The organism is Pseudomonas fulva (assembly GCF_023517795.1).
In the GTDB taxonomy this organism is placed as follows: domain Bacteria; phylum Pseudomonadota; class Gammaproteobacteria; order Pseudomonadales; family Pseudomonadaceae; genus Aquipseudomonas; species Aquipseudomonas fulva_D.
Window position 1 is genome coordinate 3,822,970 of record NZ_CP082928.1, and the last position, 21,011, is coordinate 3,843,980.

Sequence of the window (21,011 nt, forward strand, 5' to 3'; positions counted from 1 at the left end):
CAATCAGCGAAGCGTGTCGCTGGTCAGGGAGAAGCCGAAGGTATTGAGCCCCTGTTCGCTGCGGGCAAACACACGACCGCCATGCATGGACGCCACTGCCCGCACGATGGACAGGCCCAGGCCATGGTGCGCGTCGCTGCGCGCCCTGGCGGCGTCGGCACGATAGAAGCGCTCGAACAGGTGCTCCAGATGCGCGCTGTCGATAGGCTCACCGGCGTTGGACACGCTCACCTCGGCCTGCAGGCCGTCGCGCACCAGGCTGACCGTGATGGTGCTCGCCGGCGCCGCATAGCGCGCGGCATTGTGCAGCAGGTTGGCCAGGGAGCGATGAAACAGGCGCCGGTCGATGCGCACCCGCATGTCGCCCTGGATGACCACGTTCAGCTGCTTGTCGAGCAGGGCGGGCTCCAGGTATTCCACGGTCTTGGACGCCTCCTCGTACAACGAAACATCGCTCAGCTCGGTGGCTCGCTGCCCGCTTTCCGCCCCGGCCAGGAACAGCATGTCGTTGACGATGTTGCCCATGCGCTCGAGCTCTTCCAGGTTGGACTGCAGCAGGTCCTGAAGCTCGTTGGCGTCACGCTCGTGGACCAGTGCCACCTGGGTCTGGCCGATCAGGTTGGTCAGCGGGGTACGCAGCTCATGGGCGACGTTGGCGTTGAAGCCTTCGAGCTGACACCAGGCCGCTTCCTGGCGCGCCAGCGCGCCGTTGAACGACACCGCCAGTTCCTGCAACTCGGCCGGTAGCGCTTCGGTTTCCAGGCGCTGCTTCGAGTCGCCGGGCGGCAGGCTGTTGGCCTGGTTGCTCAGGCGCCGCACCGGCTCCAGGCCAAAGCGCGACACCCAGTAACCGAGCAGCACCGCCAGGGCGATGCCCAGTGCCGAGGTGAGGATCAGGGTCTTGGTGAAATTGCCCAGAGTGGCCATAAACGGCGTCGAATCCAGACCGACGATGAAGCGCAGCTGCGGGCGGTTCCCCTGCGCGGGTATGGTCTTGCTCAGCAGCATCATCGGGCAGTGCTGGCCGGCTATCTCCATGATCGCGAAGCCGTCGGCATGCCGGGAGCGATCCACGCCATCCGGCATCGCGCCGCCATAGCGGTAAACCGGGTCTTCGCTCAGTACCCAGTAGCGCACCCGCTGGTCCGCGGGCGTCAGGCTGTCCAACTTGTCGCGCATCACCGCCCACATCGCCGGCGATCCATACTTCGAGAGCACCGGGTCGAGCACCGAATGGCGCAGGGCCAGCTCGTTGTGCATCTGGGTTTCCAGCGACTGCTTCAACGAGCAGCGCAACAGCACGGCGCTGGTCGAGGTGATCACGATGGCTGCCAACGCGAACATCAGGGCCAGCCGCCTGGCGATTGATCCCTTCATACCGGGCTGTCGCCTGGCCGGCCACTTTCTTCACGGCTTTCCAGCACGTAGCCCATGCCGCGCACGGTGTGCAGCAGCTTGCGTGCATAGGGGGCGTCTACCTTGGCACGGACACGCTTGATCGCCACCTCGACCACGTTGGCGTCGCTGTCGAAATTCATGTCCCAGACCTGTTCGGCGATCATCAACTTGGAGAGGATTTCGCCCTGGTGCCGCGCCAGCAGGCTGAGCAGGGAGAACTCCTTGGCCGTGAGATCCAGGCGCAACCCGGCTCGGGTGACCTTGCGCGCCTGCAGGTCCATCTCCAGGTCGTCGATGCACAGGTGCGTGAGGTCGGCGCTATCGCTGGCGCGGCGACGGATCAGCGCCTGAATCCGCGCGACCAGTTCGACGAACGAGAAGGGTTTGCCCAGGTAGTCGTCGGCACCTTCGCGCAATCCGCGCACGCGATCGTCCACCGTGCCCCGGGCCGACAACATGATGACCGGGGTCTTCTTCTGCAGACGCAGCCCCTGCAACACACCGTAGCCGTCCTTGCCTGGCAGCATCACATCGAGGACCACCACGTCGTAATCCAGTTCGAGCGCGCAATGCAGGCCGTCGATGCCGTTACTGGCGACATCGACGATATACCCCAGCTCGGTCAGACCCCGATGCACATAGGAAGAGGTCTTTTCTTCATCCTCGACGATGAGCAAACGCATACGGCACCTCCTCTCATTGGGCGCAGGCCGGCATGGAGCGCCTACCGCCCAGATCACTCCCCAGCATACCGGGCACCGGTTGTCTGCAAGCTGACCGCTCCCTGACATTTCTGTCAGAAAAGCCCGACTCTCCGTTTGCACCGCGATACCGCGGAGCAGCAGGCCGGACGCTCTGTCACGGTCAGGCTTCAGCCGGCTGGCGTGCCCGCAGCAGGCTGGGCCTCGGGCTGGCTTCCCGGCAGGAAGCGCGCCACGTCGATGGCGTCGATCTGATCCGGGTGCAGGTGGCGCTCGGCGTAGCGCACCGGCATTTCGCTGCGCAGGAACAGGGCGAACAGGTCGCCATCGATATGCCCGTTGTCGCGCAGCCTGGCGAGGATCTCGATGGATTCGGAGAGGGTCTTGGCCTGCTTGTACGGGCGGTCGGAGGCCGTCAGGGCTTCGAAGATATCGGCGATGGCCATGATGCGCGCCGGGATGGACAGCTGGCTCTCGTCCAGCTTGCGCGGGTAGCCGGTGCCGAGCAGGGTTTCGTGGTGGGTGCCGGCGTACTCGGGCACGCGCTTGAGGTTCGACGGCAGCGGCAGGTTTTCCAGCATGACGATGGTCTGGATGATGTGCTCGTTGATCTTGAAGCGCTCCTCGGCGGTCAGCGTGCCCTTGCTGATGCTCAGGTTGTAGAGCTCGCCATGGTTGTAAAGGTGCTCCGGCACGCTGATCTGGAAACCGTACCTGGGGTCGAAATCCTTGGTTTCCGGGCGCGGGAAGATGTGCTGCGGCTTGTCGGCCAGCAGCCGCTCGCGCGCCGGCAGTGGCTCGACGGGCAGCTCGGCCACACGCAGCAGCTCGGCCTGGGAGAGCCCCAGGCGGTCATCGAAATGCCGCAGCCAGGTGCGTTCTGCCGCTTTGTGCAGGGTGCCAACGTGCTCGGGGTTCATCAGTTCGCTGCCGATGTTGCAGCCGGCGATAAAGGCAAATTCCGCCTGCAGCGCCTGGGCGGAGGCCTGGTACTGCGCGTCGGCCTGTGCACGCTCCTGCCCATCGAGCAGTTGCTGCAGGCGTTCGAGCTGGGCGTCGCGCAGCAGCACCTCGAAGCGCATGCGCACCTCGTGGATGCGGTTGTAGATGGTTTCCAGCTTGGTGGCCTTGTCGACCACGTGCTCGGGTGTGGTGATCTTGCCGCAGTCGTGCAGCCAGGCGCCGATACGGAATTCGCGCCACTCGTCTGCGGTGGTGAAGCGAAAGCTCGCCAGTGGTCCTTCGTCCATCTCGCTGGCCGCCTCGGCGAGCATCATCGCCAGCTCCGGCACCCGCTCGCAGTGGGCGCCGGTGTAGGGGCTCTTGGCATCGATGGCGCCGGCGAGAATCTCGATCATGCCGTCGATCAGCGCCCGCTGCGAATCGATCAGGTTGTGGTTTTCCAGGGCCACGGCGGCCTGGGAGGCGAGGGCGCCGATAAAGGCCACCACCGGCGGCGAGAAGGCGATGACCTGGCCGGTTTCCACGTCCAGGGCATTCATGAACTGCAGCACGCCGATCACTTCACCACCGCGTGGTGCCAGGGGCACGGTGAGCATGGAGACGGTATGAAAGCCCGATTCGGCGTCGAAGCGGCGGGTGCCGCTGAGGTCGAAGCGGCTTTCGCCGTACACGTCGTCGATCACCACGGTTTCGTTGTGCAGCGCCGCGTAGGTGGACACGTGTCGTTCGTTGGGCAGGCCGGTGTGCGGGTCGTGCAGGGGAATCTCGACCGTCGGCAGCTCGTCGTCCATGGAGCGCAGGGCGAAGCGCAGCGTGCCGTGCTCGGTCTTCAGGTACATGGTCGCCGCCTGGGCATTACAGGTGCGCTTGCCCTGCATCAGGATATGGCGCAGCAGGGCGTCACGGTCGCGCTCGGAGGACAGCAGCAGACCGTTTTCCACCAGGCTGGCGAGCTTGAGCTGGGAGGCCTGCAGCGCCTGGGTCTGGCTTTGCAGGGCCTCTTTCATTTCGATGTGGTTGCGGTTGAGGGTCTCGATCTCGGCGAACAGCGAGGCCGGCGGCAGTTCGCCGGAAAAATCCATCTGGCGGATCTTCTGCGTGTCCTGCACCAGCAGGTCGATGGTGCGATCGATGCTCTGCATACCGCCCAGCACCAGCGGCATGGTGCACAGCAGGATGCCGACGGACAGGCCCAGCACCAGCAGGGGCGGCGCCCCCAGGGTCAGGGCGAGCAGCGGCGCCAGCTGCAGCAGCAGGAACAGGGTGACCACCAGGCTCCTGCTCCTGAAGCGTAGTCTGAATCGCTGCTTGATTTGCCCTGATGACATACTGCAACCTGCGCTACGGTCCCATCGCGTATTTCACGTACCATCCGACCAGGCAACGGTGCTGCGGCTGGATGTGCAACGCTCAGTTCGACTCAGGGAATGAGATTAAAAAAGGAGAGTACTGTGTTTGCACCTTTCAGGATATGGCCACTTGCTGGCGTATTGCTAGCAACTTCGGTTTTTGCCGCCGAACCCCGTTCGTCGATCGGTTACGTGATGAAGGTCCAGGGTGAGGCTAGCGTCACCCGGGACGGCGCGACCGTGCCGGCGACGATCGGCACGCCGCTGTATGTCGGCAGCACGGTGAAGACCGGCCCGGCGGGCTCCATGGGCGTGACCCTGGAGGACAACACGGTGATGTCCTTCGGCCCCAACAGCGAGCTGACCCTGGACGAATTCATCTTCGACCCCGCCCAGGACGACCTGAAGCTGAGCGCCAAGATCAGCCACGGCACGCTCGACTACATTTCCGGCACCATCGCCAAGCTCAAGCCCCAGGCCGTCGAGATCAACACCCCGACCGGCACCATCGGCGTGCGCGGCACGCACTTTCTCGTCAAGGTCGATTGAGTGCCAAACGCTATGTTCTCCAATCGACTGCGTGCGTTCGCCATCCTGCTCTGCGCACTGCTGGCCAGCGGCTGCGCATCCAAATCCTACGTGGTACTGGTGGAAAGCCCGGACGGCAGCACCGGCGCCATCGAGGTCAAGACCGACAAGGGCATGACCCGGGTCGACCAGAAAGGCTATGCGGTCAACCTCGACGGCAGCAGCGCCAGGCCCTTCCAGGTCGAGCCGCCCAGGCTCGAGAAGGATTTCTCCGCCGCGCGGGCCGCCCAGCCGGCGTTGCCGAAAAGCTACCTGCTGTATTTCAGGACCGGTGGCGCCAGGCTCACCGAGAAGTCCCAGGCGGAAATTCCCGAGATCTTGCAGACCGTGCGTGACCGCGGGCCGTCGGCGGTGTCGGTGATCGGTCATACCGACACCGTTGGCAGCAAGATCGACAACGAGGACCTGGGCCTGCTGCGCGCCCGCGCCATCGCCCGCCAGTTGCAGGAGAACGGCCTGCAGGCGCTGGAGCTGGTGGTGACGTCCCACGGTGAGGGCAACCTGTTGGTGAAGACCCCGGACAACACCTCGGAGCCCGCCAACCGCCGGGTGGAAATCACCGTTCGCTAAGGCCCGCCTTACTTGCTGGCCATCACCAACCGGTTACCGCGCTCGCCGCTGCGCAGGCGCTGCAGGTGATAGGCCACCAGGCCATCCCGGGGGCGCTGCCCGGCGAGCGTTTCGAACGCCGCCAGCGCCTCGTCAGCGCCACTCGCCATCAGGCGGTAGGCCGCCTCGTAGGCCTCATCGCGGTCAGTTACCGGCACGGCCATCGCCTCCAGCGGTTCGAACACCGGCACGGTCTCGGCCTTGCCCTTGAGCAGCACCTCGCCGACCGGGCGCATCGGCACCTCGGGGCAGCGCTCGCGGATGGCGCCGGACACGCAGACCAGGGTGCCGATCTGGCCGTTCAGGCTTTCCAGGCGCGAGGTGGTGTTCACCGGATCACCCAGGGCGCGGTAATCGAAGATCACCGCGCCGCCGAAGTTGCCCACCACCACCTCACCGCTGTGCACGGCGATACGGGTCTGGCCGAAGGTGATGCCGCGCTCGCCCAGAGCGGCGACGTAACCCTGGGCGAAACGGTTGATCTCCAGGGCGCAGGCCAGGGCGCGCTGCGGGTGATCGGCCTGGGGAATCGGCGCCGAGAACATGATCGCCACCGCGTCGCCGACGATGCGATCCAGGGTGCCCTCGTGGCGAAAGGCGATGGCGATGACCTGTTCCAGGTACTCGTTGAGCAGGCTGACTGCCGCCTCGGGGGCCTGGCGCTCCATCATCGCCGTGAAGCCGGTGATGTCGGTGAACACGAAGCTGCAGCTTTGCCGCTGCCCACCGAGTGCCAGTTGCTCGGGGTGGGCGACCAGGTGACTGACCAGGTTGGGCGACACGTAGCGCGAGAAGGCTTGCTGGATCCAGCGTTGCTCACGCTCGGCGGCCATGTGGCGCACGATGCTGGCCGCGCCGTAGACCAGCATCAGGCCCAGCGACGGGGTGAACAGGTCGAGCAGCAACCGGTGCGTGGCGAAGCCGTACCAGGCAGCCAGGTTCAACGCTGCAACCAGCCCCAGCATCAGCAGTGCCGACAACAGGGCCGGGGCGTACAGCGCCGCTATGCCGAGCATCAGGCCGCCCAGCAGCAGGGCCAGACCTTCTACCGCCGTGGCCCAGCCGGGGCGCAGCAGCAGGCTGTCGGTCAGCACCTGTTCCAGGGCCTGGGCGTGGACCTCGACGCCGGGAATGATCCCGCCCAGGGGGCTGAAGCGCAGGTCCTGCAGGCCCTGGGCGGAGGTGCCGACCAGGACGATGCTGCCGTCAAGCGGCGGCGCCGAGCCGTCCAGCACCTGCCAGGCGGGGATGCTGCGGCTGGCCTGGGGCCGGGTGAAATACACCCACAGCTCGCCGCTGGCCGCCGTGGGGATCTGCACCCGGCCGATATCCACCCGCTGCACCCCGGCATCGCTGCTGATGATCCGGTAGCGCCCCGTGCGCTGGGCCACCCGCAGTGCCTCGGCGACCAGCGAGGGGCGCAGCTCGCCGGCCAGGGACACGAACAGCGGCACCCGCCGTACCACGCCATCGGCGTCGGGTCTGAAGGTCATGGCGCCAAGCCCGCGGGCGGCCTGCTCCAGCTGCGGCAAAGGGCGCGCTGCACCCTGGAAGGCGGGCACGAAAGCCAGTGGCGAGGGGCCTTGCTGCACCAGGCCGAAGCGGCTCAAGGGTGGCCCGTCGACCCCCGGGCTCTGCTCGGCGGCAAAGCCGAGCACCACATTGCCGCGCTCCAGAACCTCGGCGAATTGCCCGTCGTGGTCCGGCAGGGCCGCCAACTGCGTGGCCAGGGCCGGCGGTAGCAGGTTGCCGCGCAGCAACTGTTCGGGCGAGGTGCGATCGGGCTCGGCGAACAATACGTCGAACACCACCGCCGCGGCACCGGCCTGCTCGAGGCGCTGCACCAGCGCGGCCACCTGGGTGCGCGGCCAGGGCCACTGGCCGATGCGCGCGAGGCTCTGCTCATCGAGGTCGACGACGCGCACCGGCGCCTCCTGGTAAGGCCGCGGCTGCCAGCGCTGGTACTGATCGAATACCGCGTGGCGAGCCTTCTGCACCAGCACCGGGTCGAGCAGAAACACCATGCAGAGGCCCAGCAACACGGCCAGGCAGAAGCCGCCGCCTGAGGAAAACAGACGAGACTTAGCCATGTATCAGGGCTCTGGGCAGGGGGGAGAACTGCAACTGGATCATGGACGGTACCTGGGATGCGGGCAGAGGGGGCGGCTGCCCCTGGCGCAAGCCTAGCGCGCAGCGGATTCGATCAAGGCGGTGATTCGTTTGGTCGCGACTTTGCCACATAAACCCCTTCCATGGAGGCTCAGCAGGGCGCCGCCTTCACGAAATCGATAAAGGCCCTGAGCGGCGAGGGCAGGTAGCGGCGCCCCGGGTAGTACAGGTACGGGCCCGAGAAACTCTGCCACCAGGGCTCCAGTACCGGCTCCAGCGCGCCGCTCTGCAGGTGCGGGCGTAGCCAGTCCTCGAACAGGTAGACCATGCCCAGGCCGTCGATGGCCGCCTGCACGGCCAGGTCGACGGCGCCGCCGATGCGCACGATCAGCGGGCCGTCGGGATCGACGCTGATGGTCTCGCCATCGCGTTGGTACTCCCACAGCGGCATGGCGCCGCTGGCGAACTTGCCGCGCAGGCAGGCGTGCTGCAGCAGGTCGCGCGGGTGCCCGGGGCGCCCGTGGGCATCCAGGTAGGCGGGCGAGGCGGCGGTGGCGCAGCGTTGCAGGCGCGGGCCGATCGGCACGGCGATCATGTCCTGCTCCAGGCGATCGTCGTAGCGAATGCCGGCGTCGCAGCCCGCCGCCAGCACGTCGACGAAGCTTTCCTCGGCAATCACCTCCACGCGGATGTCGGGGTAGGCTTTCAGGAACGGGGTGATCAGCCTGGGCAGCACCAGCCGCGCGGCGCTCAGCGGCACGTTGAGTTTCAGGGTACCGGTGGGGCGGTCACGAAACTCGTTGACCACGTCCAGCGCCGCGGTCACTTCGCCCAGCGCCGGCACGATGCGGTTGATCAGCAGCTGGCCCGCTTCGGTCGGCAGGATGCTGCGCGTGGTGCGGTTGAGCAGGCGCACGCCAAGGCCGGCTTCCACGCGCCGCACGGCGTCGCTGAGGCTGGAGGCGGATTTGCCACTGAGCCGTGCGCCTTCCCGGAACCCGCCGGCGTTTACCACGGTGACGAAGGCCAGCAGATCCTGGATGTCAGTGTTCACTGTTCGCTCTCCCGTACGGCCCGTGCTGATTGCACTCGATTATCGGCGCAGTGGTCAACGCCTATAGTGGCCCCGACATCCACTGATCGAGGCAGATGACATGAGCAACGCCAGCCAGGCCGGGACCTTTTCTCTCGGTGAACGCACCGTCAATCGCATGGGCTACGGTGCCATGCAGCTCGCCGGGCCCCAGGTGTTCGGCCCGCCCCGTGATCGCACTGCGGCGCTGGCGGTATTGCGCGCCGCACGCGATGCCGGGGTCAACCATATCGACACCGCGGACTTCTACGGCCCGCACGTCACCAATCAGCTGATCCGCGAAGCGCTGCACCCCTATGGCGATGAGCTGGTGCTGGTCACCAAGGTCGGCGCCCGGCGTGAAGCGGATGCATCCTGGCACCCGGCCGCGACACCCGCCGAGTTGACCCAGGCCGTGCACGACAACCTGCGCAACCTGGGTGTCGAGGCGCTGGACGTCGTCAATTTCCGCGCCTGGGGCACGCTGCATGCCCCCGACGAAGCGTCCATCGAGGAAGCGTTCGGCACCCTGGCCGACCTGCAGCGCCAGGGGCTGATTCGTCAGCTGGGCCTGAGCAACGTATCGGCGCTGCAGATCAGCCAGGCCCAGCGCATCGCGCCGGTGGTCTGCGTGCAGAATCACTACAACCTGTCGCACCGCGACGACGAGTCGCTGATCGCCGAACTGGCCCGCCAGGGCATCGCCTATGTACCGTTCTTTCCGCTGGGTGGCTTCTCGCCGTTGCAGTCCGAGGCGTTGTCCGGCGTGGCGGTTCGCCTGCAAACGTCGCCGCTGCGGGTGGCGCTGGCCTGGCTGCTGCAGCGCTCGCCGAACATCCTGCTGATTCCGGGCACTTCGTCTGTGGCGCACCTGCAGGAGAATCTCAGTGCCAGCGAGCTGGTGATCCCCCCGGCGTTGCTGGCCGAACTGGACGCCCTGGCCTGACAGAGACCCTTAGCGCAACAGGGACTTCTTGTAGCCGATATGCGATGCCTCGAAGCCCAGCTCTTCATAGAAGCGCTGGGCTTGCTTGCGCGTGTGGTCGCAGCTCAGCTGGATCAACTGGCAGCCGCGTGCGCGGGCTTGCTCGAAGGCCCACAGGAACATCTCTCGGCCGATGCCGGCGCCGCGGCAGTTCGGGTCGATGCGCACGGCTTCGATCTGCGCGCGCCAGGCGCCCAGGCGCGAAATGTTCGGCAGGAAGGTCAGCTGCAGGGTGCCGATCAGCTGATCCTCGTCGGTGACCACGGCCAGCAGCTGGTTGGGATCGGCGTCGATGGCCTCGAAGGCGCTGATATAGGCCGGTTGTAGCGGCGTGGAGGCCGCTTCGCGAGACTGGCCGAGCGGGTCGCTGGCCAGCAGGGCGACGATGGTTTCCAGGTCGGTGCGCTGTGCTTTGCGAAAGGTCAGGGTCGACATGGGGTGGTCTCCGGGGCGGGCAATGGATGTTCATTGCCGGAAAACTACATTAGCGCTAATGTATTTGGCAAAGGTGTGATGGAGCCGGCGATGACCGTGAAGATCGAACCTGGCCTGGGTGAGTTGCTGCGCTACGTGTCCGAGTTGGTGGAGCGCGGGGCCGAGCAGCATTATCAGGACATGGGCCTCACCTACCGCGCGCGCTATACGCCAGTGCTGCGCGCCCTCGAGGCGGGCGCCCGGACCATCACCGAAATCACCGCGCGCACCCACCTGACTCAAGGGGCGATCAGCCAGACGGTGAGCCAGATGGAGGCGGACGGCCTGATCACCCGCCAACGCGGCGCCGATGCGCGCAAGAGCGAGATCCACCTGGCGCCGGCCGGTCAACGGCTGATGCCCCTGCTGATCGGTCACTGGGCGGTGACCTTTCGCGCCATCGAACGGCTCGAAGAGGAGATCGGCCATCCGCTACGCCAGGTGTTGCAGTCGGCGGCTCAGGCGCTCCAGCATCAGGACTTCTCGCAGCGCCTGAGCGCGGCCAACGACCAGCCGTCACAGGAGTACCCGGCCATGCATGAGCCCCGCTCGACAGGCATCCGCGTGGAAGGCGGCGTGGTGGCCTTTCCCGTGCACTTCATGCGCGGCGGCACCTCCACCGGCCTGGTGATCGACGAGCGCTGCGCGCCCCAGGACATCGCCCTGCGCGAGGAACTGCTGCGCCACCTGATGGGCGTGCCGCTGCACGGCGAGGCGCCCGGCAACCGCCAGCTCACCGGCCTGGGCCGCGGCCCGGCGACCAGCAACAAGGTGTTCTTCGTCGAACTGGAAAACGCCGACGGCAAGCGGCGCCTGGTCAGCACCCTGGCGCAACTGGCCGCCAGCCACTCGGCCATCGACTGGAGCGTGAACTGCGGCAACATGTCCTCGGCGCTGCCGCTGTGGGCGCTGGACATGGGCCTGGCTGACGGCGCGAGCGGTGATTTCGAGATCGACATCCGTAACATCAACACCGGGGTGATCACCACCGGGCGGGTGCTGCGCGATGCCGACAATGCCCTGCGCAAGGTGGCGATCCCCGGTGTACCGGGGCAGTTTCCTGGGGTCGATCTGTTCCTGCATCACCCGGTCGGTGCCAAGACCGGTGCCTTGCTGCCCACCGGTAATGTGCTGGATGTCATCGGTGGTCACGCGGTGTCCTGCGTGGACGTGGCGGTGCCGATGGTGATCATCGACGCCGCCTGCTTCGGCAAGACGGCGCGCGAGCCGCTCGCCGAATTGGAGACTGATAGCGCCTTCATGCAGGCGCTGCGCGAAGTGTGGATCGAGGCGGGGCTGCGCATGGGCCTGAAGAAACGCAGTGGCGATTTGATGAGCCGGGAGGACATCGGCCGCAGCGAGACCATCCCCAAGGTGTGCATCATCGGCCCGGCCGCGGCGGGCGGCACCCTGTCGGTGCGCTACTTCACCCCGCAGACGCTGCACGCCTCCATGGCTGTATCGGGTGGCTGCTGCCTGGCCGCCGCCGCGTTGATTCCGGGCACCGTGGCCGCCCGCCTGGCGGCCGCCGCACCGCAGGTCGGCGAGCAGTTCGGCGAATATGCGGTGGCCATGGAAAACCCCGCCGGCACCCTAGACGCCACTGTGGTGGCCCGCGATATCGGCGCCGGGCTGGAGGTCAGAACCGTGGCCTACCGGCGCAGCGCCCAGGTGCTGCAGCGTGGGCATGTGCCGCTTTACAACGCTTCTCAGGAACTGACTGCGGCTTTGGTGGCGTTGAGGTAGCGTCAGCGCATCACTAACCGCTCCGGCATTTCCCAACCGCCGCCCAGTGCCCTGAAGGCGGCGATGGCGGCGCGGGCCGATTCGGTCTGGGCTTGCGCCCTGGCGTCGGAGGTGCGCAGCAGGGTCTGGTCGGCGTTGAGCACGTCGATCAGGCTGGCGGCGCCGTTCTGGTAGGCGATCAATGACGACTGCCTGGCGCTTGTCAGGGACTTCTCGCCGGCCGTCAAGGTGGCCGCCTGGGCCTCGCGGTTGACCAGCGCCGAGAAGGCATTCTCTACATCCTCACTGGCACGCAGTACCGACTGACGATAGGCCGCCAGCGCTTCGGCTTCGCGGCCTTTGGCCTGGGCGATCTGAGCGTTGATACGGCCGAAATCGAACAGCCGCCAGCGCAGGCCCAGCACGCCCGCCGATTGCGCGACACCACTACTGAACAGGTGGCCACTTTGCGTGGTGGCGCTGCCCAGCAGGGCGCTGAGCGAGAATTTCGGGTAGTACTCGCTGATCGCCTCGCCGATGCGCGCATTGGCGGCGACCAGGCGCTGCTCGGCGGCGATCAGGTCGGGCCGGCGGCGCAGCAGGTCAGCGGGGGTGCCCGTCGCCGCGAGTTGCGGCGCACGTGGAATGGCGTTCGCGGCCGCGAGTTCGGCGCGGTGGGTGCCCGGCGCGCTGCCGAGCATCACGTCCATCGCGTTCATGGCCGCATCGAGGCCCGTCTGCAAGACCGGCATGCTGGCCCTGACTTGCGAGAGCTCGCCTTCGGTCTGCTGCACCTGGTACTCGGCGGCCAGGCCCCGGGTGTGCAACAGGCGCACCTTCTCCAGCAACGCCTGCTGGGTATCGACCTGCCGCTCGGCAATCGCCAGGCGCGCCTGCAGGCCGCGGATGCTGGTGTAGATATCGGCAGTTTGCGCGGCAACCGCCAGCCGTGTGGCGACGACGCCGGCTTCGGACGCCTGGTAGTCCGCCAGAGCGGCTTCCCTGCCTCGGCGCAGGCCGCCATATACATCCAGTTCCCAGCTCGCTTCGAGGTTGGCCTCGTAGCTATTACCATAGCGGTCGTAGCCGGGCGTGGCGTCCAGCACCCGGCCCAGGGGCGTTTCCACCGATTGATAGGCACGTGCCGCCTGGCCGTTGACCGTGGCTGAGGGAAGCAGCGCCGCATTGGCAGCGCCCAGGCCGGCGCGGGCTTGCAGGACGCGGGCCCGGGCCTGGGCGATGTCGAGGTTCTGCGCCAGGGCTTCGTCGATCAACGCACTCAACTGGGCGTCGCCGAAGCCCTCCCACCAGTGGGCGAAACTGGCGGGTGCCGGCGCGGCTCGCCGCTCCACGGCGGCCTGCCCGAGGTAATGGTCGGCCAGTGGCGCGTCCGGGCGATGGTAATCCGGGCCGACCGCGCAACCTGCCGCCAGGCTGGTGCTGATCACGAGGGCAAGAGGGCGCATGGCAGGCATGGGATTTCTCGTAGGCGAAAATAGATGGTGACCATATTATATATCGGTCACTTGCTGTCAATCAGCTCACCGTGGAGTTAAGCTCTAGGCATGAACGACGACATGAACAACTCGACCACACGCGGGCCGCAGGATCACGAGATCCGCGACCAGATCATCAACGCCGCGACCCTGCATTTCGGCCACTACGGCTATGAGAAAACCACGGTTTCGGACCTTGCCAAGGCGATCGGTTTCTCCAAGGCCTACATCTATAAATTCTTCGATTCCAAGCAGGCCATCGGTGGGGTGATCTGCACCAATCGCCTGGCCATGATCATGGGCATCGTCGACGCGGCACTGGCCGACGCGCCGAGTGCCTCGGAGAAGCTTAGGCGCCTGTTTCGCTCGATTTCAGAGGCTGGCAGCGATCTGTTCTTCCACGACCGCAAGCTCTACGACATCGCGGCGGTGGCCTCGCGTGACCAGTGGCCGTCGGTCAAGGCGCACGAGCTGCGCATTCGCGAGCTGATCCAGCAGATTCTCCTCGAGGGCCGTGAAGCGGGCGAATTCGAGCGCAAGACGCCGCTGGACGAAACCACCAACGCGATCTTTCTGATCCTGCGGCCCTACGTCAATTCCGCCCAATTGCAATACAACCTGGGCGACGCTGCCGAGGCCGCCGCGCACCTGCCGGCGCTGATATTGCGCAGCTTGGCTCCGTAGTCATGCGCCTGTGACCATTGACAATATTGGTCACTGGTTTAAGAATGAGGTTCCTGAATTGCTCTTGAGTGATGGAACCCATGCGCCTCGTGCCCGCCGTTCTTGCTGTTTGCCTGCTGCCTCTCGTCCTGGTGGCGTGCGGCGATTCGTCTGTCCAGAAAGACCCCCGCAACAAGCCGCCGCTGGTTCGGGTGGCAGCGGTCGAGCAGGCAGCCGGGGCCGCTCGTTCCTTCACCGGTGTGGTGGTCGCGCGGACCCAGAGCGACCTTGGCTTTCGCGTCTCGGGCAAGGTGCTGGAGCGTCTGGTCGACACCGGCGAAACGGTCAGGCGCGGCCAGCCGCTGATGCGCCTCGACCCCATCGATCTGCAGCTGCAGGCGCGGGCCCAGCAGGAGGCCGTCGCCTCTGCCCGGGCGCGGGCCAGGCAGACGGCTGACGACGAAGCCCGTTACCGCGGGCTGGTCGCCGCCGGGGCGGTGTCGGCCTCGGCCTACGATCAGATCAAGGCGGCTGCCGATTCCGCCAGGGCGCAGCTCAGCGCTGCCCAGGCCCAGGCCGATGTGGCGCGCAATGCCACCGGTTACGCCGCCTTGCTGGCCGATGCCGACGGCGTGGTGATGGAAACCCTGGCCGAGCCCGGCCAGGTGGTCAGCGCCGGGCAGCCCGTGGTGCGGCTGGCGCGAGCAGGTCAGCGCGAAGCCATCGTGCACCTGCCGGAAACCCTGCGCCCGGCGCCGGGTTCGAGCGCCCAGGCTGCCCTGTATGGCAACCGCGGCGCCTCCGTTACGGCCAGACTGCGCCTGCTCTCCGAGGCAGCCGATGCCACCACGCGGACCTTCGAGGCCCGCTATGTGCTCGACGGTGCGCTGGCCCAGGCGCCGCTCGGTGCCACCATCACCCTAGATATCGCCGCGGCGAGCGATGCAGCCCAGGCGCTGCAGGTGCCTGCTGCCGCGCTGTACGACCCGGGCAATGGCCCCGGTGTCTGGGTGGTCGCAGGCGAGCCGGCGAAAGTCGCCTGGCGCCCCGTTCAGGTAGTCGGTATCGGCGATGAGGCGGCGCGTGTCGCCGGCCAGATCAATGCTGGCGAGCAGGTGGTGGCCCTCGGTGCCCACCTGCTGCGTGATGGCGAGGAAGTGCGGCGTGCCCAGATTGCTGTGCCTGTAGTCGCTGGGAGCCAGCCATGAGCGAAGGCCGTTTCAACCTGTCGGCACTGGCGGTTCGCGAGCGGGCCATCACCCTGTTTCTCATTCTGCTGATCGCGCTGGCCGGCACCTTGGCGTTCTTCCAGTTGGGCCGCGCCGAAGATCCGCCCTTCACCGTCAAGCAGATGACCATCATTTCCGCCTGGCCGGGCGCCACTGCCCAGGAAATGCAGGATCAGGTCGCCGAACCACTGGAAAAGCGCATGCAGGAGCTGCGCTGGTACGACCGCAGCGAAACCTACACCCGTGCGGGCCTGGCGTTCACCATGGTGTCGCTGCTCGACAGCACGCCGCCTGCGCAGGTGCAGGAGGAGTTCTACCAGGCCCGCAAGAAGCTCGGTGACGAAGCCAGGAACCTGCCGGCTGGGGTCATCGGGCCGATGGTCAACGACGAGTTCTCGGACGTGACCTTCGCGGTGTATGCCCTGAAGGCCAGGGGCGAGCCGCAACGCCAACTGGTACGCGAAGCCGAATCGCTGCGTCAGCGCCTGCTGCATGTGCCGGGGGTGAAGAAGGTCAACATCATCGGCGAGCAGGCCGAGCGCATTTTCGTGTCCTTTTCCCATGACCGGTTGGCGACGCTGGGCGTGACTGCACAGGACATCTTCGCTGCACTCAACAGCCAGAACTCGCTGACCCCAGCCGGCTCGGTGGAAACCTCCGGCCCGCAAGTGGTGATGCGCCTGGATGGCGCGTTCGACACCCTGGCGAAGATCCGTGACACGCCGATTGCCGTGCAGGGGCGCACCCTGAAACTTGCCGACGTGGCGACCGTGGAGCGTGGCTACGAAGATCCCGCCACCTTTCTGGTGCGCAACGGTGGCGAGCCCGCGCTGCTGCTCGGCGTGGTGATGCGCGAGGGTTGGAACGGCCTCGACCTCGGCGCGGCGCTGGATGCGGAAACGGTGAGCATCAATGACGCCATGCCGCTGGGCATGACGCTGGACAAGGTCACCGACCAGGCGGTCAACATCAGCTCGTCCGTCGATGAGTTCATGGTCAAGTTCTTCGTCGCCCTGCTGGTGGTGATGCTGGTCTGCTTCATCAGCATGGGCTGGCGCGTGGGCGTGGTGGTCGCGGCTGCCGTACCTTTGACCCTGGCCATCGTCTTCGTGGTGATGGCGGCCACCGGCAAGAACTTCGACCGCATTACCCTGGGTTCGCTGATCCTCGCCCTGGGCCTGCTGGTGGACGACGCCATCATCGCCATCGAAATGATGGTGGTGAAGATGGAGGAGGGCTACGACCGCTTCAAGGCATCGGCCTACGCCTGGAGCCACACTGCGGCGCCGATGCTCTCCGGTACGCTGGTCACCGCCATCGGCTTCATGCCCAACGGCTTCGCGCAGTCCACGGCCGGTGAGTACACCGGCAACATGTTCTGGATCGTCGGCATCGCGCTGATCGCCTCCTGGGTGGTGGCGGTGGCGTTCACTCCTTACCTGGGCGTGAAACTGCTGCCCGAGATCAAGCAGGTCGAAGGTGGCCACACGGCCATCTACGACACCCGCCACTACAACCTGTTTCGCAGCCTGCTGGGGCAGGTCATCGCGCACAAGTGGCTGGTAGCCGGGGTGGTCTTCGCCGCGTTCGTGGTGGCCTTGCTGGGTATGGGACTGGTGAACAAGCAATTCTTCCCAACCTCCGATCGTCCCGAGGTGCTGGTCGAACTGCAGATGCCGTACGGCACCTCCATCGAGCAGACCAACGCCACGGCTATCAAGGTCGAGTCCTGGCTGCGCGAGCAGGAGGAGGCCAGGATCGTCACCACCTACATCGGTCAGGGTCCACCGCGCTTTTTCCTGGCCATGGCACCGGAGTTGCCCGATCCGTCGTTCGCCAAGATCGTGGTGTTGACGGACAGCCAGGAATCCCGCGAAGTCCTCAAGCTGCGCCTCCGTGAGGCGGCCTCCGAAGGGCTGGCGCCCGAGGCCAAGGTGCGCGTCACCCAACTGGTGTTCGGCCCGTATTCACCGTACCCGGTGGCCTACCGGGTAATGGGGCCCGATGCCATGCAGCTGCGCGAGATCGCCAGCCGCGTGCAGGCGGTGTTGCAGGCCAGCTCGATGATGCGCACGGTGAACGCCGATTGGGGCCCGCGGGTGCCGACGCTGCACTTCTCCCTGGATCAGGATCGTCTGCAGGCCGTTGGCCTGAGTTCCAACGCCGTGGCGCAGCAACTGCAGTTCCTGCTCAGCGGCGTGCCGATCACCGCGGTGCGCGAGGACATCCGCGCCGTGCAGGTGGTCGGTCGCGCGGCGGGAGAGATTCGCCTCGACCCGGCGAAGATCGCGGGCTTCACGCTGGTTGGCTCAGCGGGCCAGCGCATTCCGCTGTCCCAGGTCGGCGAAGTGAACGTGCGCATGGAAGACCCGGTCCTGCGCCGCCGTGACCGCACGCCGACCATCACTGTGCGCGGCGACATTGCCGAGGGGCTGCAACCGCCGGACGTGTCCACGGCCGTGTGGAAAGACCTGCAAGCGATCATCGAGACGCTGCCGGCCGGCTATCGCATCGAGATGGCCGGCTCCATCGAGGAGTCCGGCAAGGCCAGCAAGGCGATCGCGCCGTTGCTGCCGATCATGATCGCCCTGACGCTGCTGATCATCATCCTGCAGGTGCGCTCGATCGCGGCCATGGTCATGGTGTTTCTCACCTCGCCGCTGGGCCTGATTGGCGTGGTGCCGGTGCTGCTGCTGTTCCAGCAGCCGTTCGGCATCAACGCGCTGGTCGGGTTGATCGCGCTGTCGGGGATCCTGATGCGCAACACGCTGATCCTTATCGGGCAGATCCACCATAACGAGCGCGAAGGGCTCGCTCCGTTCCAGGCCGTGGTCGAGGCCACCGTGCAGCGCGCTCGCCCGGTACTGCTGACGGCGCTGGCGGCGATCCTCGCCTTCATCCCGCTCACCCACTCGGTGTTCTGGGGAACCCTGGCCTACACCCTGATCGGCGGCACCTTCGTCGGCACCATCATGACCCTGGTGTTTCTGCCGGCGATGTACGCCATCTGGTTCAGGATCCGCCCGAACGATGAACCCAAAGGCGCGCACGCCTAATCCCGGGCGAGCAGCGCCGGGCTGCTCGTCGCCAACCTGGCTGAGAGGCTGCAATGATCAATTTCTACAAGCACAAGCGCATCGTGGTAACCGGTGTCGGTATCGTCGGTCCGCTGGGCTGCGGCACCGAAACGGTGTGGCAACGTTTGCTGGCCGGGCGTTCGGGCATTGGTACGCTGCCGGTGGCCATTACCGAGGGCACTGGGGTAACGGCGGGTGGGCAGGTGCCTACGCTCGAGGAGGACGCGGTCGCTGGCTACCAACCCGACCTCGTTATCGCGGCCAAGGAACGCAGGAAGATGGATCGCTTCATCGAGTTCGCCCTGGTGGCCGCGCACGAGGCATTACAGCAGGCGGGCTGGCAGCCCAATACGGAAGAGGCGCGGCAGCGTACGGCGACGATCATCGCGTCGGGGGTGGGCGGTTTCGGCGCGATGGCCGAGGCCGTCCGAGTAACCGACGCTCGTGGGCCACGCCGGCTGTCACCGTTCACTGCGCCGTCGTTTCTCGCCAACATGGCAGCGGGGCACGTGTCCATAAGCCACAGTTTCAAGGGTCCGCTCGGCGCACCGGTCACCGCCTGCGCGGCCGGTGTGCAGGCGATTGGCGATGCGGCCCGACTGGTCAGAAGTGGCGAAGTCGATATCGCCATCTGTGGCGGTACCGAGGCGGCTATCGATCGCGTCACCCTGGGCTGCTTCGCGGCTGCTCGCGCGCTGTCGACTGGTTTTGCCGAGCGGCCGCAGGAGGCGTCGCGCCCCTTCGACCGTGACCGCGACGGATTCGTCATGGCCGAAGGCGCTGGGTTGCTGGTGATCGAGTCACTCGAACACGCACTGGTGCGCGGCGCTACGCCGCTCGCCGAACTGGTGGGTTATGGCACCAGCGCCGATGCCTATCACCTTACCGCCGGCCCCGAAGATGGCAGCGGCGCGCGCCGTGCCATGCAACTGGCGCTGCAGCAGGCAGGCGTGAAACCTGAACAGGTGCAGCACATCAACGCCCATGCCACCTCCACCCAGGTTGGTGACAAGGGTGAGCTGGCCGCCATTCAGGCGCTGTTCGGCGCCAACGCGGGTGTGGCGATCAGCTCGACCAAATCCGCAACGGGCCATTTGCTGGGAGCCGCCGGCGGGATAGAGGCGATCTTCACCGTGCTGGCGTTGCGTGACCAGATCGTGCCGCCGACCCTGAACCTCAACAACCCGGACGAAGCCGCCGCGGGGCTCGATCTGGTCGCGCTGAACGCCCGGTCTATGCCAATCACCCATGCACTTTCCAATGGCTTCGGCTTTGGTGGGGTGAATGCCAGCGTGCTGTTTCGTCGCTGGGAGGGCGCATGATGAGTGCGCAGCCAGAAAGCGTGACGAGTGTGTTGCCCCTGCGGGGCGGTATCGCGCTGACAGGCAGGGTCGTCGCGTTGCTGGCGGGGCTGTCGGCGATCAGCATCCTGTCCACCAACATTATTCTTCCGGCGTTCCCGGCGATCGGCCTGCAACTGGGGGTGTCCTCCCGCGAGCTCGGGCTGACGCTCTCCAGCTTCTTCATCACCTTCGCGCTCGCGCAACTGGTGGTGGGGCCGCTGGCCGACCGTTTCGGCCGCAAGCGCCTGGTGCTCGGTGGGCTCACACTGTTCGTGGTCGGCTCCCTGGTGGCCGGCCTGGCGAGTTCGTTCGGCATGCTGATCGCCGGTCGGGTGATCCAGGCCCTGGGCGTCTGCGCCGCTGCGGTGCTGGCGCGGGCCATCGCCCGTGATCTGTTCGACGGCGAGACGCTGGCTCGGGCCCTGTCACTGACCATGATCGCTACCGCCACGGCCCCCGGTTTCTCGCCGCTGCTGGGCAGTTTGCTGACCACCGCCCTGGGCTGGAGGGCGATATTCGTAATAGTGGGAATTGCCGCCGTCGTCATCGCGGTTTTCTACGCCCGTGGCCTTGGCGAAACGCTGCCACCCGAACGCCGCGTCATGCAGTCGGTGCCGCAGGTGATGGCGTATGGTCGCCTGCTCGGCGACGGCCGCTTCATTCTGCCCGCCGCGGCCGTGAGCCTGCTGATGAGTGGCCTGTTCGCCTCCTTCGGCGCGGCACCGGCGATCCTGATGGGCGGTATGGGGTTGTCCTCTCTGCAGGCCGGGCTGTACTTCGCGGCGACCGTGTTCGTGGTGTTCGCTGCCGGTATGGTCGCGCCACGCCTGGCCCGGCGTTTCAGCAGCCGCCGGGTCGCCAGCTTCGGCCTCGCTACCGCGGCTGTGGCTGGCGGCCTGCTGTTGATCGGCCCGAGCGACCCCGGCCTGGCCTGGTACTCGCTGTCGATGGTCACGTTTCTCTGGGGCATGGGCCTGGCCAACCCGCTGGGCACCGCCATCACCATGGGGCCGTTCGGCAACGAAGCGGGCCTGGCCTCCGCGCTGCTCGGCTTCCTGACCATGGGCGCGGCGGCGATCACCACCTGGCTGGTGTCGGTATTGGACTTCGCCCCCGTGACCACCTTGGGCGCGACTCAGGCGGTGGTTTGTCTGCTTGGCCTGGGGTTGTTCGGGATGAGCAACCGGCTGGCAAGGTTAGCGAGTCATCAGTAACGGGCTGCGGCCGATG

General features: G+C 66.5%; 16 protein-coding genes. 9 read left to right on the forward strand and 7 right to left on the reverse strand.

Going from position 1 to position 21,011, the window contains the following annotated elements; all coding sequences use genetic code 11:
* Window positions 1–3 precede the first annotated feature (3 nt).
* From K8U54_RS17480 to K8U54_RS17490, 3 genes are all read right to left on the reverse strand, one after another.
* Window positions 4–1,377, reverse strand: coding sequence for a heavy metal sensor histidine kinase (locus tag K8U54_RS17480; protein WP_249907006.1), 1,374 nt, complete (start codon window positions 1,375–1,377; stop codon window positions 4–6).
* Entirely contained in the window at window positions 1,374–2,081 is a 708-nt protein-coding gene (locus K8U54_RS17485; RefSeq protein WP_249907007.1) for a heavy metal response regulator transcription factor, read from the reverse strand. Before K8U54_RS17485 ends, K8U54_RS17480 begins: the two co-directional genes overlap by 4 nt.
* A 188-nt stretch (window positions 2,082–2,269) precedes the next feature.
* On the reverse strand, window positions 2,270–4,333 hold the full coding sequence (locus K8U54_RS17490) for an HD domain-containing phosphohydrolase (protein ID WP_249907008.1): 2,064 nt from the start codon (window positions 4,331–4,333) through the stop codon (window positions 2,270–2,272).
* A 273-nt stretch (window positions 4,334–4,606) separates the two neighbouring features.
* Here K8U54_RS17490 and K8U54_RS17495 point away from each other — a divergent pair, with 273 nt between their 5' ends.
* On the forward strand, window positions 4,607–4,960 hold the full coding sequence (locus K8U54_RS17495; RefSeq protein ID WP_249910465.1) for a FecR family protein: 354 nt from the start codon (window positions 4,607–4,609) through the stop codon (window positions 4,958–4,960).
* Between the two features lie 12 nt (window positions 4,961–4,972).
* A complete protein-coding gene (locus tag K8U54_RS17500; RefSeq protein WP_249907009.1) occupies window positions 4,973–5,569 on the forward strand; it encodes an OmpA family protein in 597 nt (198 codons plus the stop codon).
* A gap of 8 nt (window positions 5,570–5,577) precedes the next feature.
* Here the strand turns inward: K8U54_RS17500 and K8U54_RS17505 are convergent, their stop codons facing one another.
* Window positions 5,578–7,698 (reverse strand): CHASE2 domain-containing protein, encoded by a 2,121-nt coding sequence (locus tag K8U54_RS17505; RefSeq protein ID WP_249907010.1) that lies wholly within the window; start codon window positions 7,696–7,698, stop codon window positions 5,578–5,580.
* Window positions 7,699–7,868: 170 nt separating this feature from the next.
* Entirely contained in the window at window positions 7,869–8,771 is a 903-nt protein-coding gene (locus tag K8U54_RS17510; RefSeq protein ID WP_249907011.1) for a LysR family transcriptional regulator, read from the reverse strand.
* A gap of 100 nt (window positions 8,772–8,871) precedes the next feature.
* On the opposite strand from K8U54_RS17510, the gene K8U54_RS17515 reads away from it, so the two are divergent.
* The gene (locus K8U54_RS17515) at window positions 8,872–9,735 is read left to right on the forward strand and encodes an oxidoreductase (RefSeq protein WP_249907012.1); all 864 of its coding nucleotides are present in this window, start codon (window positions 8,872–8,874) and stop codon (window positions 9,733–9,735) included.
* A 9-nt stretch (window positions 9,736–9,744) separates the two neighbouring features.
* On the opposite strand, the gene K8U54_RS17520 is transcribed toward K8U54_RS17515, so the two are convergent.
* Window positions 9,745–10,209 (reverse strand): GNAT family N-acetyltransferase, encoded by a 465-nt coding sequence (locus tag K8U54_RS17520; RefSeq protein WP_249907013.1) that lies wholly within the window; start codon window positions 10,207–10,209, stop codon window positions 9,745–9,747.
* A 90-nt stretch (window positions 10,210–10,299) separates the two neighbouring features.
* On the opposite strand from K8U54_RS17520, the gene K8U54_RS17530 reads away from it, so the two are divergent.
* Complete coding sequence (locus K8U54_RS17530) at window positions 10,300–11,994, forward strand: PrpF domain-containing protein (protein WP_349654557.1); 1,695 nt, start codon at window positions 10,300–10,302, stop codon at window positions 11,992–11,994.
* 2 nt (window positions 11,995–11,996) lie between these two features.
* Here K8U54_RS17530 and K8U54_RS17535 read toward each other — a convergent pair whose 3' ends face one another.
* Complete coding sequence (locus K8U54_RS17535) at window positions 11,997–13,448, reverse strand: efflux transporter outer membrane subunit (protein ID WP_249907014.1); 1,452 nt, start codon at window positions 13,446–13,448, stop codon at window positions 11,997–11,999.
* A gap of 90 nt (window positions 13,449–13,538) precedes the next feature.
* Between K8U54_RS17535 and K8U54_RS17540 the strand changes: the two genes are divergently transcribed.
* The 5 genes from K8U54_RS17540 to K8U54_RS17560 all read left to right on the forward strand — a co-directional run bounded on the left by K8U54_RS17540 (window position 13,539) and on the right by K8U54_RS17560 (window position 20,995).
* The gene (locus K8U54_RS17540; RefSeq protein ID WP_249907015.1) at window positions 13,539–14,153 is read left to right on the forward strand and encodes a TetR/AcrR family transcriptional regulator; all 615 of its coding nucleotides are present in this window, start codon (window positions 13,539–13,541) and stop codon (window positions 14,151–14,153) included.
* Window positions 14,154–14,233: 80 nt separating this feature from the next.
* Window positions 14,234–15,340 carry an efflux RND transporter periplasmic adaptor subunit gene (locus tag K8U54_RS17545; protein ID WP_434059955.1) on the forward strand — a complete coding sequence of 369 codons (1,107 nt, stop codon included), beginning with the start codon at window positions 14,234–14,236 and terminating at the stop codon, window positions 15,338–15,340.
* A complete protein-coding gene (locus tag K8U54_RS17550) occupies window positions 15,337–18,417 on the forward strand; it encodes an efflux RND transporter permease subunit (RefSeq protein WP_249907016.1) in 3,081 nt (1,026 codons plus the stop codon). The genes K8U54_RS17545 and K8U54_RS17550 overlap by 4 nt, the downstream gene beginning before the upstream one ends.
* A gap of 53 nt (window positions 18,418–18,470) precedes the next feature.
* Window positions 18,471–19,760: a beta-ketoacyl-ACP synthase II gene (fabF, locus tag K8U54_RS17555; RefSeq protein WP_249907017.1), complete on the forward strand. Its 1,290-nt coding sequence runs from the start codon at window positions 18,471–18,473 to the stop codon at window positions 19,758–19,760.
* Window positions 19,760–20,995 carry a multidrug effflux MFS transporter gene (locus K8U54_RS17560; protein ID WP_249907018.1) on the forward strand — a complete coding sequence of 412 codons (1,236 nt, stop codon included), beginning with the start codon at window positions 19,760–19,762 and terminating at the stop codon, window positions 20,993–20,995. The genes fabF and K8U54_RS17560 overlap by 1 nt, the downstream gene beginning before the upstream one ends.
* Window positions 20,996–21,011: the final 16 nt, after the last annotated feature.

Coding starts and splice junctions, on each gene's coding strand:
- K8U54_RS17480 (WP_249907006.1), bottom strand. CDS start 1,377: ATGAAGGGATCAATCGCCAGGCGGCTGGCCCTGATGTTCGCGTTGGCA.
- K8U54_RS17485 (WP_249907007.1), bottom strand. CDS start 2,081: ATGCGTTTGCTCATCGTCGAGGATGAAGAAAAGACCTCTTCCTATGTG.
- K8U54_RS17495 (WP_249910465.1), top strand. CDS start 4,607: ATGAAGGTCCAGGGTGAGGCTAGCGTCACCCGGGACGGCGCGACCGTG.
- K8U54_RS17500 (WP_249907009.1), top strand. CDS start 4,973: ATGTTCTCCAATCGACTGCGTGCGTTCGCCATCCTGCTCTGCGCACTG.
- K8U54_RS17505 (WP_249907010.1), bottom strand. CDS start 7,698: ATGGCTAAGTCTCGTCTGTTTTCCTCAGGCGGCGGCTTCTGCCTGGCC.
- K8U54_RS17515 (WP_249907012.1), top strand. CDS start 8,872: ATGAGCAACGCCAGCCAGGCCGGGACCTTTTCTCTCGGTGAACGCACC.
- K8U54_RS17520 (WP_249907013.1), bottom strand. CDS start 10,209: ATGTCGACCCTGACCTTTCGCAAAGCACAGCGCACCGACCTGGAAACC.
- K8U54_RS17530 (WP_349654557.1), top strand. CDS start 10,300: ATGACCGTGAAGATCGAACCTGGCCTGGGTGAGTTGCTGCGCTACGTG.
- K8U54_RS17535 (WP_249907014.1), bottom strand. CDS start 13,448: ATGCCTGCCATGCGCCCTCTTGCCCTCGTGATCAGCACCAGCCTGGCG.
- K8U54_RS17540 (WP_249907015.1), top strand. CDS start 13,539: ATGAACGACGACATGAACAACTCGACCACACGCGGGCCGCAGGATCAC.
- K8U54_RS17545 (WP_434059955.1), top strand. CDS start 14,234: ATGCGCCTCGTGCCCGCCGTTCTTGCTGTTTGCCTGCTGCCTCTCGTC.
- K8U54_RS17550 (WP_249907016.1), top strand. CDS start 15,337: ATGAGCGAAGGCCGTTTCAACCTGTCGGCACTGGCGGTTCGCGAGCGG.
- fabF (WP_249907017.1), top strand. CDS start 18,471: ATGATCAATTTCTACAAGCACAAGCGCATCGTGGTAACCGGTGTCGGT.
- K8U54_RS17560 (WP_249907018.1), top strand. CDS start 19,760: ATGAGTGCGCAGCCAGAAAGCGTGACGAGTGTGTTGCCCCTGCGGGGC.